Origin of the sequence: Asticcacaulis excentricus CB 48 (assembly GCF_000175215.2) — a bacterium.
Lineage (GTDB): Bacteria > Pseudomonadota > Alphaproteobacteria > Caulobacterales > Caulobacteraceae > Asticcacaulis > Asticcacaulis excentricus.
Genome location: NC_014816.1, coordinates 960,665 through 974,544, shown reverse-complemented (window position 1 = coordinate 974,544; position 13,880 = coordinate 960,665). Strand labels below are relative to the sequence as shown.

Annotated in this window: 13 protein-coding genes; 3 read left to right on the top strand and 10 right to left on the bottom strand. The window is 60.1% G+C overall.

The window, feature by feature from the left end:
• Window positions 1-75: 75 nt before the first annotated feature.
• The 6 genes from ASTEX_RS04540 to ASTEX_RS04510 all read right to left on the bottom strand — a co-directional run bounded on the left by ASTEX_RS04540 (window position 76) and on the right by ASTEX_RS04510 (window position 5,581).
• Window positions 76-1,329, bottom strand: coding sequence for a pentapeptide repeat-containing protein (locus ASTEX_RS04540; RefSeq protein WP_013478433.1), 1,254 nt, complete (start codon window positions 1,327-1,329; stop codon window positions 76-78).
• A gap of 56 nt (window positions 1,330-1,385) precedes the next feature.
• Complete coding sequence (locus tag ASTEX_RS04535) at window positions 1,386-1,829, bottom strand: bifunctional diaminohydroxyphosphoribosylaminopyrimidine deaminase/5-amino-6-(5-phosphoribosylamino)uracil reductase RibD (protein ID WP_013478432.1); 444 nt, start codon at window positions 1,827-1,829, stop codon at window positions 1,386-1,388.
• A 15-nt stretch (window positions 1,830-1,844) separates the two neighbouring features.
• Window positions 1,845-2,561 carry a 2,3-diphosphoglycerate-dependent phosphoglycerate mutase gene (gene gpmA / locus ASTEX_RS04530; RefSeq protein WP_013478431.1) on the bottom strand — a complete coding sequence of 239 codons (717 nt, stop codon included), beginning with the start codon at window positions 2,559-2,561 and terminating at the stop codon, window positions 1,845-1,847.
• A 40-nt stretch (window positions 2,562-2,601) separates the two neighbouring features.
• On the bottom strand, window positions 2,602-3,396 hold the full coding sequence (locus ASTEX_RS04525; protein WP_013478430.1) for an MOSC domain-containing protein: 795 nt from the start codon (window positions 3,394-3,396) through the stop codon (window positions 2,602-2,604).
• Window positions 3,397-3,839: 443 nt separating this feature from the next.
• Window positions 3,840-4,913 (bottom strand): peptide chain release factor 1, encoded by a 1,074-nt coding sequence (gene prfA, locus ASTEX_RS04515; RefSeq protein WP_041658908.1) that lies wholly within the window; start codon window positions 4,911-4,913, stop codon window positions 3,840-3,842.
• Between the two features lie 74 nt (window positions 4,914-4,987).
• On the bottom strand, window positions 4,988-5,581 hold the full coding sequence (locus ASTEX_RS04510; RefSeq protein WP_013478427.1) for a glutathione S-transferase family protein: 594 nt from the start codon (window positions 5,579-5,581) through the stop codon (window positions 4,988-4,990).
• A gap of 226 nt (window positions 5,582-5,807) precedes the next feature.
• Here ASTEX_RS04510 and ASTEX_RS04505 point away from each other — a divergent pair, with 226 nt between their 5' ends.
• Together ASTEX_RS04505 and ASTEX_RS20155 are read left to right on the top strand one after the other, a co-directional pair.
• Window positions 5,808-7,988: a putative bifunctional diguanylate cyclase/phosphodiesterase gene (locus ASTEX_RS04505; RefSeq protein ID WP_144004607.1), complete on the top strand. Its 2,181-nt coding sequence runs from the start codon at window positions 5,808-5,810 to the stop codon at window positions 7,986-7,988.
• A gap of 183 nt (window positions 7,989-8,171) precedes the next feature.
• Window positions 8,172-8,345 carry a hypothetical protein gene (locus ASTEX_RS20155; RefSeq protein ID WP_174266569.1) on the top strand — a complete coding sequence of 58 codons (174 nt, stop codon included), beginning with the start codon at window positions 8,172-8,174 and terminating at the stop codon, window positions 8,343-8,345.
• Window positions 8,346-8,392: 47 nt separating this feature from the next.
• Here the strand turns inward: ASTEX_RS20155 and ispG are convergent, their stop codons facing one another.
• The gene (gene ispG, locus ASTEX_RS04500) at window positions 8,393-9,526 is read right to left on the bottom strand and encodes a flavodoxin-dependent (E)-4-hydroxy-3-methylbut-2-enyl-diphosphate synthase (RefSeq protein ID WP_041658519.1); all 1,134 of its coding nucleotides are present in this window, start codon (window positions 9,524-9,526) and stop codon (window positions 8,393-8,395) included.
• 66 nt (window positions 9,527-9,592) lie between these two features.
• The gene (locus tag ASTEX_RS04495; protein WP_013478424.1) at window positions 9,593-10,843 is read right to left on the bottom strand and encodes a helix-turn-helix domain-containing protein; all 1,251 of its coding nucleotides are present in this window, start codon (window positions 10,841-10,843) and stop codon (window positions 9,593-9,595) included.
• Window positions 10,844-11,035: 192 nt separating this feature from the next.
• Between ASTEX_RS04495 and ASTEX_RS04490 the strand changes: the two genes are divergently transcribed.
• Window positions 11,036-11,446, top strand: coding sequence for an acyl dehydratase (locus ASTEX_RS04490; RefSeq protein ID WP_013478423.1), 411 nt, complete (start codon window positions 11,036-11,038; stop codon window positions 11,444-11,446).
• Between the two features lie 186 nt (window positions 11,447-11,632).
• Here the strand turns inward: ASTEX_RS04490 and ASTEX_RS04485 are convergent, their stop codons facing one another.
• Both ASTEX_RS04485 and ASTEX_RS04480 read right to left on the bottom strand, forming a co-directional pair.
• A complete protein-coding gene (locus ASTEX_RS04485) occupies window positions 11,633-12,421 on the bottom strand; it encodes a SapC family protein (protein ID WP_013478422.1) in 789 nt (262 codons plus the stop codon).
• A 217-nt stretch (window positions 12,422-12,638) separates the two neighbouring features.
• On the bottom strand, window positions 12,639-13,838 hold the full coding sequence (locus tag ASTEX_RS04480) for an IS256 family transposase (protein ID WP_013478067.1): 1,200 nt from the start codon (window positions 13,836-13,838) through the stop codon (window positions 12,639-12,641).
• Window positions 13,839-13,880 lie beyond the last annotated feature (42 nt).

Here is a 13,880-nt window from a genome sequence, read left to right as displayed (position 1 = left end):
CATTTTTCGGATATGAATACGCGTTGAACCAAAAATTTAGAGCGTCGTTTCGATTCAAACTGAACAAAACACGCTCTATGCCGCGATCTTGCCTTTAAGGCCGACGCAGACGACATTGACGAGGCTTTCGAGTGTCATCTGCGCCTTATCGAGGTCAGAGCGCGACAGGTCGGCGCCATCAAGGCGCGCCTGACGTAGATCAGCACGTTGCAGATTGGCCCCGCGAATGCGCGCCTCTCTAAGGTCTGCCGGGAAGATGCGGTCACCGGCAAGCTTCAGCGGGCCAATATTGGCCCCCTCCAAATTGGCTCCGTCCATCCGCACGCCCTTCATCTGCGCGCCACGCAAGTCGGCACCACTCAGGTCGCAATTGCGCAGGTCCGCCCCTTCAAGGTGCGCGCCTTGCAACTGGATGCCGCGCATATCAAGACCGTAAAACACCGCCCCCTTGGCCGACAGCGCTGCTAGATTTAGCCCCTTAATGGATTTGAGTGCGCGCAGATCAGCCTTGTCAAAGGCCGACGGCTTGCCCGCCTTGCCGACACTATCGACCCATTCGGCGTGGTCCCGGATCATCTCGTCATAGGGCAGACGGCTGATATCCGTGCCTGCGGCCTTTTCGGTCAGCACGCCGCTCAGATTGGTCTGTGAGGCGTTCCAGCTCTCGGTCTTGGTGCCGATCATTACCGCATCTTTCAGCGATGCACCGCTGACGTCGCAGCCCGACATGTCCGCCCCAGACAGGTCGCAATTGTCCATGATCGCCTGCTTGAGGTTGGCACGGACCAGCTTACAAGACTTAAGGATGGCGTCGGTAAAGTCGGCCTTCATGGCCTGAATCCCCGACAGCTTGGAGCGCTCCAGATTGGCCCCGCGCAGATTGGTAAACCCCGCGTCCGACACACGCGTAGAGACTTCGACATAGGCGAGACCCGCAGCCTTGTCCGGCAGGGCCAGCGCTCCTTCGCGCAGATCGGCCTCAAATAGATCCACGTCGGCCAAATTCGCGCCGCGCAGACACGCCCCGCGCAAATCTGTGCGGCGCAGGGAGGCGCGGGTCAGATTGGCCATCTGCATATCGACGCAATAGAGGTTCGACTGATCGAGCAGAGCTCCGGACAAATCCGCGCCCACCACGATAGCGGCGGTGAAATCGGCGTCGCGCAGGTCGCGCCCGCGGAAATCCAGCCCCGACACGTCCATCCACGCGAAAACGGCCCGCGCACCTCCGGGCTTCATGGCCTTGAGACGCTCGTGCTTTTGGCAGATCGCGTCCACCTGCGCCTGAGTCAGACGGGTGTAGCGTGACTGTCCGGTGGTGGCGCTCATGCGCGGGAACGGACCTTTCGAGAGAGTTTTAATTAACCCTACTGAAAAAGCCTAAATCAGGACTTAACCGGCAGATTATTCACAAAATCGGCAATCAGGGCTGCGGCCTCATCGGCCATCAGCCCGGTTTCGACCTTAAGCCCGGCCTCGCTCATGCAAATAATGCCGAGGTGCGAGGCAAAGGGCGACGGGTCGTGACAGGCGAAGACGACTCGGCTGACCCCCGCTTCGACCAGTCGCTGCGAACAGGAAAGGCCACCGTGAGAGCGCGCGCCACAGGGCTCCAGCGTCACATAGGCCGTCGCCCCTTCGGCGCGGTGGTCGAGCTGGGCCAGCGCGGCTTCTTCGGCGTGCGGCCGCCCTCCGTCACCCGTGGCGGCTTCGGCGATAACAACACCGTCCTTGACGATGACGCAGCCGACCGGCGGATTGGGCACGGTGCGCCCCAGTTGCGCAGTCGCCATCGCGATGGCACGCGCCATATGGCGGGAGTCGCTCATCGCCCCGCCCTTCCTTTACCCTTGTAAAACGGGCACGGGGTTGGCACGCTCAGCATCGAGATACCTGGCCGAAACGGGCGTCAGCGCCGCATCGAGGTCGATGACCAGCGGGTTCGAGGTCGGCACTTCGACCTCCAGTATCTCGGCCTCACCGAGGTTGAACAGGAGCTTGATAATGGCACGGATCGAGTTACCGTGCGCCGCCACCAGCACCGTATCCCCGGACTTCAGCGCCGGCACGATTGAGCCGTCCCAGAAGGGCAGCACGCGATCCAGCGTCGTCTTCAGGCTCTCGGTCAGCGGCAAGACCGAACCGGCGTAGCGCCGATCCTTCGAGAAGTCATAGGCGCTATCGGCTGACAGTTCGGGCGGCGGCACGTCGTAGGAACGGCGCCAGATCTTTACCTGCTCATCGCCGTGCAGGGCAGCGGTTTCGGCCTTATCCAGCCCTGTCAGCCCTCCATAATGACGCTCATTGAGGTGCCAGTCCTTGATCACCGGCACGTAGGATTGCCCGGCGGCGTCCAGCGCCAGATTGCAGGTACGGATGGCGCGGGTCAGCACCGAGGTGAAGGCGCGGTCGATCTCAATCCCCTCCGCCTTGATCAGCTCACCGCCCTTGACCGCCTGCGCTTCGCCCTCGGCCGTCAGATTGACGTCCACCCAGCCGGTAAAGCGGTTTTCTAGGTTCCACTGGCTCTGGCCGTGACGGAGGAGAATGAGTTTGGGCATCCGGACACCTTTAGAATAAACGACGGTTCCTGCTATAGGATCAGGTCACCTGCGGGTCAACCGCATCACCGGCACGGATCAGCCCCGGCGACACGACGCGGCAATAAAGGCCGCAGTCGCGATGACCATAGTGGGTCCACAGCGCCTGCACCATCTCGGCATCACGCTGCGCCGTCTGTGGGTTCACGTGCGTCGCCACGCAGCGCAGAATGGGTTTCAGCACCTCCAGAAGCGGCCCCTTTTCGCCGATGCGCAACCTCTTGCCGACCCAGGCATGGTCTTCAAACGCTGACCACCCTTCGACCCAGATATTGGCGCGCAACCGCAACGGATCGAGGTCGATTCCCATACGCGCGGACAAGTCGCGCACGCTGTTCAGATTGAGTATCGAAACAAAGCCTTTCGAGGAGTCGGTGAAGCGATAATGATCGACCGCGCTTTCGCGGATATCTAGAAACCGCAGCGGCTGCGCCACCGGGTCGTACTCCTCATGCGCCGCGAGCATGGTTTCGATATGCCGCTCGAGCGCGTGACGCCCGGCAGGTTGCGCTATATCGAACGGGCAATCATCGATGAACAAGCGCTCGGTGATCTCATCGTAGCGGGTGCGCAGCCGCACCACGGCGGGAAAACGCGCCAGCACGGCGTACTTCATCTTGGAGAGGAATTTTGGGTCATCGCGGTCATAACCCGATGGCCCGACCTCCAGCGCAAACAGGCGATCGAAAGGGAAGAAGCCATCGACTGTCAGGGAGGTCTCCGCCACAGGTTCCGGCGTAAAGCCCTTAACTGGATGCCGCCACAAGGAGTCGATTTTACCATTGGTCGGGTGCATGAACCGCTCTTATCGCAGCGCGTGGCTAAAATATACCTATCTGTTGCCCATTAAACGCGCGTCTTACTTTCGGGCCAATCGCCGCTTTTCCCACCAGACATAGGCGGCGTATAGACCGAAAAATACCGGCAGGAATAGTATGACGATGGTCGTCAGCCACTGTTTGGTCATAAATTGCCGAAGGCCTGGCAGGTACAAATCCCTCGAAACCCATACAAATAGACCGATGGATACGAACAGAAAGGCCAGCCCTGTGTACGACACAGCGGGCGTGACCCTGAAATGGTCGAGCCATATCCCAATGGGCACGGCAAGCCAGATAAGGACATACACATCGCCATGCGTAACGGCCCAGATCACCACCAAAAGTGAGAGAAGCGTTAAGAATATCCTGAGATACATAAGCCCCCGATGAACTCTTCAGCCAGAAGTAGAGCCTACACCTATCCCAGTTCCTCTTCAAGCATGGCCAGACGCGCGGCCTGATCGTCGGCGATCAGGGCGTTAATCATCTGATCCATCTCGCCTTCCATAAATTGCGACAGGTTATAGAGGGTCAGGTTGATGCGGTGATCGGACACCCGGCCCTGAGGATAATTATAGGTGCGGATGCGTTCCGAGCGGTCGCCGGAGCCGACCTGCGATTTGCGGGCATCGGAGCGCGCAGCATCAAGCGCCTGACGCTGGATGTCGTAAAGGCGCGCCTTTAGGTTGCGCATGGCGATCTGGCGGTTCATGTGCTGCGACTTTTCTGATGAAGTCGCCACGATCCCCGTCGGCAGGTGGGTGATACGCACAGCCGAATCGGTCTTGTTGACGTGCTGACCACCGGAGCCCGACGCGCGGTAGGTGTCAATGCGGATATCTTTGTCCTGAATGTCGATTTCGACGTCTTCGGCTTCGGGCAGGACGGCGACGGTGGCCGCCGAGGTGTGGATACGGCCTCCCGCTTCCGTGGCCGGGACGCGCTGCACGCGGTGCACGCCCGACTCGAACTTCAGCTTGCCGAACACGCCGTCGCCCGTCACCGAGGCGATGATTTCCTTATAGCCGCCCGCATCGCCTTCACTGATGGAGTCAATCTCAACGCGCCAGCCCTGCGACGCCGCATACCGCGAATACATGCGGAAGAGGTCACCGGCGAACAGCGCCGCCTCATCGCCACCGGTCCCGGCGCGCACTTCGAGGATGGCCGAGGCGTTCTCGTCCTTATCCTTAGGGGCCAGCAGCAGCGCCACCCCGCGTTCCAGCTCCGGCAGACGCTCTTTCAGCTCCTGAAACTCCTCCTGCGCCAGCGGCGACAGTTCGGGATCATTGAGTGCGATCAGTTCCTCTAGCTCGGGCCCCGACGCACGCGCCTTGAGCAGCGCCGTAACCGCATCGACCACGGGTTTCAGCTCGGCGTGCTCCTTCGACAGCTTCACAATCTCTGTGCCATCGGTAGCGCTTTCCATGCGCGCCTCGATCATGCGGAAACGATCGACGACCTGATCGAGCTTGGCCTGCGGCAGACGTATCAAAGGAACGACCTCAAAAGACTTCGTGGCCCCTCCCCGCAATGCCGGGAGGGCGGAAAACGCGCTTCTTACCTTTAAGCGGGAAAGGTGTCGATAAAGGATTGGCGTTTTTCCAGTTGATCGCGCAGGGCCACAAGACGCGGGGCCTCGGCGTGCCAGTCGAGTTTGGGGAAGCGGAAATCAATATAGGTCGCCGCCGAAGCTAAGGTAATTTCGGCCAGCCCAGGCGGCGCGTCCGACACCACGCACTGCCCATCCACGGCCTTCAAGGCCCGCCGTAGCCCCTCTTCCCAGCGCTTGAGCCAAACGGCGGAGCGTTCGTGTTCAGGACGACGGTGCTCAATCACCATCTTCACTGCGGCTTCGAGAATCCCATCGGCCAGCGCCTCGGCCTGACGCGCTAGCCACTGCGCCTCGCCTTTGGGATAGAGCGGGTAAGGCCCGTAATGCGCCGCCAGCCATTCGCAGATCAGAGTCGAATCCACAAGCGACCCTTGGTCGGTCACCAAAGCCGGTACCTGCGCAAAAGGGTTAACGGCGATGTGCTCCGGAACGCTGTCCAAAGTTACCGTAGGCACGTCCTGCACGCGGTCAACCAGCCCCATTTCCCGAACCAGAATTCTGCATTTTCTCGCAAAAGGCGAACCTGAATTGATGAACAACCGCATAACAGCCTCCGTTACAGCCCTGTATACATGCGGCCCAACCTGTTGATGGTCAAGGGAAAAACCATTGCACACATCCGCAGAGAATCCCGCAACCCCCTCATTACAAAAGAGTTTTCCATTTGCCTTAATTTAAGGCTTTTGCCGTACGGTGGCACTTCATGTAACCGCCTCAGAATGAGTACGCCTCGTGAAACGAGACCGGAGTGAATTAAGACTTTTGGCCCCCATGACCATTGTTGTGGTCGGGGCCGTGTGTGCGTTGATCGGGTCTTTGTGGATCTGGGCCGCCGAAATCGACAAGTCGAGCCGCGAGCGCGAAGAAAACTATGTGCGCAGCGGGCTCATGCATCTGGCGGAGACGCAGGCGCGCCTGATGGCCCCCATGACCATCTGGAACGAAGCCGTCAATCGGACCGTCGTCAAATTTGACCATCAGTTCGTTGCCGACAATTACGGCAGCTATTTCTCGGAATATCTGAATTACGAGCAGACCTTCGTTCTGGACGGTCTCAATCGTCCGGTGCTGGCTTGGGAAGGCAAGCAGGAAACCTCTCTGGCAGCCTATAACCGCCTAAGCGGTGAGATCACTCGCTTGTCGAAGGACCTGCGCGAACGACACTATCTCTATACCGCCTCAGGCATAGGCTTCACGTCCAAAACCAACGCCATTGCGCGACTGACCGTGCTGGACGGCCACGTTTATCTACTGGGGGCCAGCCTGATCCTGCCAGACAGCACGCGGCAGGATCTGGCGCGCTACACCCCCTATCTGGTGGTAGGCGCGCACCGGCTTAGCAACGGCGAACTGGCGGCCCTGTCGCAGGGGCATCTGCTGAGCACCATCACCGAATTGCGCAGCGGGCAGAACGTTCAACCTGGTTCGGCGCGCGCCGTTTTCACCGACTCGACAGGTCAGGAAAAGGCCGAGTTGACGTGGCTACCGTCAAGACCGGGGCTTGACCTATTCATGCGCGCCCTAATCCCTTCTTTGCTGGTTTCGGCCGGTCTGGGTGGCGTGGCGTTGGCGCTGCTGCACCGCAGTCAGAAGACCGCACGCAGCCTGATCGCTTCGGAAGCGCGCGCCAAGCATATGGCGCTGCACGACGGGCTGACCGGCCTGCCCAACCGCACCCTGTTCACCGATCGCTTAAACCAAGCCACCGAGCGCCTGCGCCGTCATGGCGGTTCTGTTGCTGTTATGTGTGTGGGCCTCGACCGCTTCAAGGACGTCAATGATACGCTGGGCCACTCGGCTGGTGACGAACTGATCCGTCATTCGGCGCAAAAGATCGGCAGCATGATCCGGGCGGGCGACACGCTGGCGCGCCTGGGCGGAGACGTCTTCGTGATCATCCAGACCGACACGGACGCCCATTCCGCGGCCGCCCTGGCCAAACGCGTGCTGGAAGGTCTCAAGGGGCAGGTCACGCTGGAAAGCGGCCCGGTCTATTCGTCCTGCTCCATCGGCGTCACCCTGTTACAGGAATCGGACATAGAAGCTGCCGAAGCGCTGCGCCAGGCCGACCTCGCGCTGTATCGCGCAAAGGAACAGGGTCGATCGCAATACGCCTTCTTCGAAATCGAGATGGACGCGACAATCAAGCTGCGTAAGCTGCTAGAGACGGGTCTGCGTGAAGCCATACACGTCGAAGCCATCGAGGTCGTCTATCAGCCGCAGGTCGATCACAATGGTCGAATTGTTGGCGTCGAGGCACTCGCCCGCTGGAGTCATCCGCAGCGCGGACCGATCAGCCCGGCCTATTTCGTGCCTCTGGCCGAAGAGTGCGGCCTGATGATGGATCTGGGCACGCTTATCATGCGTCGCGCCCTGATCGATTCCAAACGCTGGCCGGGCCTGAAGGTGGCGATCAATGTGTCGGCGACGCAGTTGCGGTCCTCGCGCTTCCTGCCGGAGCTGAAGGATATGCTGCGCGAAACCGGCGTCGAGCCGCGTTCCATCGAAATCGAGATCACCGAAGGGATGCTGCTCAACGACGATCAGCCGACGCAGAATACACTGAACGCCCTGCGTCAGATGGGCTTCTCCATTGCGCTCGACGATTTCGGGACCGGATATTCGTCGCTCAGCTATCTTAGCCGCTACCCGGTGGACAAGATCAAGATCGACCGCTCCTTCGTCTCCAATCTGGGGGTCGATCCGGACGCCGAGGCTCTGATCCGCGCCATCATCAAGCTGGCCAAAGCGTTACACCTTAGCATTCTGGCCGAGGGCGTGGAAACGAAGGCCCAAAGTCACATTCTGCGCCAGGCCGGTTGCGCCATCATTCAGGGCTATCTGTTCTCCAAGCCGGTGGATCGCAGCGAGATCGACATCATGATGGAAGGTCAGGCGACCTCACAGGTGACCCACATCACAAATGGCCGCTATATCGCTGGTGTGCGCTAAGCACTTAAAATAAAAAACGCCTCGTCAGTTCGCCTGACGGGGCTTTTTTGCTTCGTCGCGCGGTTCAAACCCCACAGATTTCACAGATTGGCGCTTCGCGCCCTTGACCCATAAGCCCCCACGCATCAGCCGGTGCCACTCAACATAGCTGGCGGCAGGGTCTTCGCCCGGCAAGCACTCTACATGCCTGCCCTCATCGCCTGTCGTTTCAACCCAAATCTCGAGGCCAAATACCACCAACTCAAAGCCGCAGGAAAACCAGCAAAACTCGACATCACTGCTGTCATGCGAAGACTTGTCATCCTCGCTGTCGCACTCCTGCCGGATTACCGCAAATGGACACCCAAATCTGCTTGATCACCACGGACACTCCACTCTGTGGTCATCCGTGGAGAAAAACCGTCTCAGACCGCTTCTGGTGTCATATTGATCTCACTCTGCTTAGCGGCATGGGCTTCGACCAGACCGACAATGTGCTCGATCATGTCGTCGTTCGATACCTTGTGGTCCGGCTTGCCCGCCATATAGACCATCCCCGCCCCGGCGCCGCCGCCGGTAAAGCCGACATCAGTATAGAGCGCCTCACCGGGCCCGTTGACGACGCAGCCGATGATCGACAGCGACATGGGCGTTGCGATATGGGCCAGACGCTCCTCCAGCTTTGCGACCGTCTCGATGACGTTGAAGCCCTGACGTGCGCAAGACGGACAGGCGATGATATTGACGCCGCGGTGGCGCAGGCCCAGTGATTTGAGGATATCAAATCCGACCTTGACCTCTTCGACCGGATCAGCGGCTAGCGAGACACGGATGGTGTCACCGATCCCCGCCCACAGCAGGTTGCCAAGCCCGATGGCCGACTTGATGGTACCGGTGCGCAACGGCCCGGCCTCGGTCACGCCGATGTGCAGTGGGCAGTCGATGGCGTCAGCGAGCGCCTGATAGGCAGCCACGGTCAGGAAGACATCCGACGCCTTAACCGAAATCTTGAATTCGTGGAAGTCGTTGTCGCGCAGGATATTGGCGTGGAACAGGGCGCTTTCGACCATGGCGTCCGGGCACGGCTCGCCATACTTTTCCAATAGTTCCTTCTCAAGCGACCCGGCATTGACACCAATGCGCATCGAGCAGCCATAGTCCTTGGCCGCCTGTATCACCTCACGCACGCGCTCTGGTGAACCGATATTGCCCGGATTAATGCGCAGGCACGCCGCACCGGCCATGGCGGCTTCGATGCCTCGTTTGTAGTGGAAATGAATGTCAGCAACAATGGGCACACTGACCTGGCGCACGATCTCTTTCAACGCCGTCGTCGACTCCACGTCCGGACAGGAGACACGCACAATATCGGCCCCCGCCTCTTCAAGCGCGTGAATCTGCCGCACGGTGGCATCGACATCATGAGTGCGCGTATTGGTCATGGACTGCACGCTGATCGGGGCGTCGCCGCCGACTTCGACCTTGCCGACTCTAATCTTGCGGCTTTTGCGGCGCTCGATCATGCGCCAGGGGCGGACATGCGTATGGTCACTCATCATGCACTCTGAGGATACGGATCAATGCGCCCTATGTAAGCCTTCGATGGGCGCTTTACCAGCCGGAATTCAGGGCTGGGTTACGGGTGCGGGATCTAATTGAGGCGTAGCGGCCGGGCTTGTCTGCGGCACATAAGGGATGGGGCCGTCACGAGCCGGGACGTCTGCCGGGGCAACCGGCGCATTCGCGGTGGCTGCCGGCTCGGCGGTGTCCGTGGGACGACCGGCCGGGCGCATGGCCTCCATCTGGGCGTCCATCAGCTTGGCAAGCGCCGCAGCACGGGCATTGAGTTTGGAGACGGAGGTCGCACGCTCCTCCATCACCCCGGCAAATTCGCCGTTATAATAGATTTCGAATGCCTTCGGGTCGCCCACCTCGATCAGCAGGTTGACTGCGCTGACCTGTGGCAGGCGGTAGGCCTCACCTGGCCCCAGTTGCCGCGCGAAATAAACGCGCTTGTCCGTACCCGTGAGCACCAGATTGACGCTCCTCTGGGCCTGAATCGTCACCATGGAATCAACCGGAGTGGCGCCAAACACCGCCCCGCGCGGGTTGAAGGCCTTGCGCATCTGAAGCGGGACGCCCAGCGTCGCCGACGGGTTCTGCTCGGCGCGTTCGGCGTCAATGGCGGCAAAGCCCTCCTCCAACCCCGGCGTGTAATAGGGCACGGGCAGGTCCTGATCCTTGGGCGCCGGAGCGGCTTGCGTCAGCAACAGCTTGTCGCGCACCAGCGGCACGCCCGGTGACCATTTCTGTGGCGTCGTATCGGCCGACGGCGCGTGATGCCCGCCCCAGCCCGGCGTGCGCTGAAACAGGTTCCACGTCACCACCGCCAGTACAAGCGCCAGCGCCAGCCCACCATAGAGGCGATAGCTGGGGCGCAGGTCTTCGAAGGCGGCCCCCACCGGAGCCCGCAGCTTGTCCGATTGCGCCGGGTCGGCAAAAGAGCGTTTGAACAGATCGGCAAGGCTTTCTTCGTCGAGCCCTAACGCCTTGGCATAGGCCTTGACGAAGCCGATGGAAAAAGCGCGCGACGGCAGGCGATCATAGGTGGCTTCTTCGAGCGCCTCCAGATAGCTACGCCGCACGCGGGTGATATCGGCCATGTATTCCAGCGAAAAGCCTTGAGCCTCGCGTGTGCTGCGCAAGATGTTGCCGAGCGTTTCCGGATCACTGGCCAGCGCCTCCGCCTGACCCTGCACGCGCCCACCGGCCAGCACCTGACCCTGCGCGCGCACTGCCGCGTCGCGTTCAGCCGTCAGAAACAGGCCCGTATAGGCCTCGTCCTCAAGAACCGTGATATTGTCCTGTGCACTCATCAGACTTCGGCAAATCCTGCACGCTGTTCCCCCCAACGTGAAAAAACCAAACCACAGCGCCCGTCCCAAATCAATACGTAAGGCTTTTTGGAACAAGGCTTTCTGTCTATTGTGACCGCCTGTGCAAAAGCGTTGCCGAATGCCCCGACACAGCTTAGAACACAGGACTTTCCTGTTTGAACGGAGTCGCTCATGCCTGCCGCCTTTGACGATTTGTGGATTGGTCAGGTCGCCTCGATTGGCGCAGGCGTCGTCTCCCAGAGCGATCTGGAGCAGTTTTGCGCCACCTATGCGCCGTCGTGGAACACGCAGGACGGCCTGCCCGATGCGCTGATCTTTGCGTTGTGGTCAAAGCTGGAGCAGGAGGCGGCCGCGGGCTGGCCGCAGACGAAACGACTGGCCGTCGATGCGCTTCGCTGGTCGCGAAACCCGCCGCCCGGCGAACTGCTACGCGGGCGCCTGACCATCATGGGCAAGGACGCGGTGGGAGACACGAAGGGCGTCGTCATCGCCCAGCACGACCTGCTAGACGAAGCCGGGCGTCTCGTCTTTTCATGCCTAACGCGATCGGTGTTTCAGCGTAATCCGCCGCCTGCCGGGTAAGGCTTTAGCCACAAAAACTATGAAATGCCGGTTAAACTGACACGGCCCGAATGACCCTTTTCAGTGTTGCGGCGAGCTGTCTGATTTGGCGCTTCGCGCCTTAATTTCCGGTATCTTTTGTGATGAAGTAAAAACCCCCGGAAGCCAAAGCCTCCGGGGGTTTTCATAGCAAAAAGGAGCAAAGGCTTAGTTGACCGCCGGGGCTGACTGATTGCGCTCGATGGTCAGGGCGATCAGCTTGTCCCAGGCCAGCAGCGAGATCAGGTGCGCGTAGATATGCATCAGGGCACCGTTGTCGCGGAGTTCAACCAGCTTGTCGCCCGGAAGCTTGGCCAGCTTTTCTTCATCGACCGCGAAATATTCGGCAATCTTTTGCGGCTCACCCTGCGAACCGTCCGGATTGGCCGGGCGATAGATGGTTTCGCGCGGAGCCAAGAGATCGAGGTCCTTCAGCAGGTTGACGAAGGATTCTGTGCGCAGGCGCTCGTTTTCGAAGTCCGAGCAGAACTGCATGGCGTTTTCGACGAAGGCCGACGGCTTGCCACCTTCGAAGAAAGGCACGTCCGGATTGTTAGCGGTCACCACCGGCGAGGAGGTGTCCACGCACAGGATCATGCGTTGTTCCTGCTCGTCATTGGCGAAGACGAAGGGATAACGACGGGCAAACGCCGGCAGGTAGGCATCCGGGCGGAAGACGCCTTCGGGGGACACGAACATGTTCTGACCAGCGGCCAGCCCCATGGCCGCAACCGGCATGCGCGCTTCGCCGATGAAGACGATGGGGTAGCTCAGCGAAGCCGCCGGGAATTCCGCCACGGTCAGCGGGACCACATTGGTTTCAGCGACAAAGGCGTGCGGCGTAGCCGAGGCGCTGATGCCGAGATTGCCGTGGGCTTCAACGCTCAGGGGTTCTGGAGTCTTGTAAAACAGCACGTTCCCTGTCAGCGCGCTTTGTTGGTCTTGAGCCTGTTCCATGATCGCTCTTTGTAGTGGTAAAAACTAAGAAGTTTCGCTTCTAGCCCATGCCTGCGGGAAAGCGCAAGCGGCACGTTCAGGCAGGCGAGTGCAAAGGCCGCAATTCGCGCAAAAACCGGCTTCTGCGGGTATTTTAATCCGCAGAAAGATCGTGTCCCGTGACGTGGTGTAACTGAGCGCTAGGCATCAGTGGTTTCCGGACGGGTCCGGATTTTCGTCAGCTTGCCACGGCTGGCATGCTGAGAACGGGATCATCGCTGAGTTGTGCGATGGTTTCAAGGGTGATGTAGCGGCCGCGTTGAACCGTCCACTCGTCGTTCTGCTCCAGCAGGATAGCCCCAACGAGGCGTATAATGGCATCATCGTTCGGGAAGATGCCCACGACATCGCAACGGCGCTTGATTTCGCCATTGAGACGCTCAATCGGGTTTGTGCTGTGAAGCTTGATGCGGTGCTCCTTTGGGAAGGTCATGTAGGCCAGGACGTCATGCTCAGCCTCGTCCATGATCGTTGCCAGCTTTGGCATTTTGGGCCTGAGCTGATCGGCGACGTTTCGCCATTGTGCGCTGGCGGCTTCAGGCGTTTCCTGAGCGAAGGCGGTACCGATGAAGGCCGAGACGACCCGGCGGCCACTCTTGCCTGCATGGGCGCAGACATTGCGCATGAAGTGTACGCTGCACCGCTGCCAGGTGGCGTTCAAAACCTTCGATACCGCGCCTTTGATCCCGATATGTGCATCGGAGACGACCAGCTTGACGCCGCGCAGACCACGACGGGTCAGGTTGCGTAAGAACTCTGCCCAGATCGGTTCAGCTTCTGACGTGCCGACCTCCATGCCAAGAACCTCCCGGCGGCCGTCGGTATTGACGCCCACAGCGATGATGACGGCGACGGAGACAGTCCGGGCCCCACGGCGAACTTTCAGGTAGGTGGCATCGATCCAGATATAAGGCCATTCCCCCTCGATCGGACGATCGAGAAACGCCTTCACGCGCTCATCGATTTCCTCACAAAGGCGGCTGACCTGGCTTTTCGAGATGCCGCTCATGCCCATGGCCTTGACCAGGTCGTCGATAGACCGCGTCGAGATGCCCTGAACGTAAGCTTCCTGGATAACGGCAGTCAGTGCCTTCTCGGCCATGCGCCGTGGCTCCAGAAAGCTCGGGAAATAACTGCCTTTGCGAAGTTTCGGAATACGCAGTTCGACCGTGCCGGCGCGTGTTTCCCAATCCCGATCGCGATAGCCGTTGCGCTGGACCATACGTTCGCCGCTCTTCTCGTGGTAAGCCGCGCCGGTCACAGTGCCGACCTCCATTGCCATCAGGCGCTCGGCGGCAAAACCTATCATCTCACGCAACAAATCGCTGTCGGAGGTCTTTTCAACAAGCCCTTTCAGGGCCATCATCTCTTTGGTCATCGGTGGTTCTTTCGTCTCTGGAATGAGTGTAGGAACCCAAAC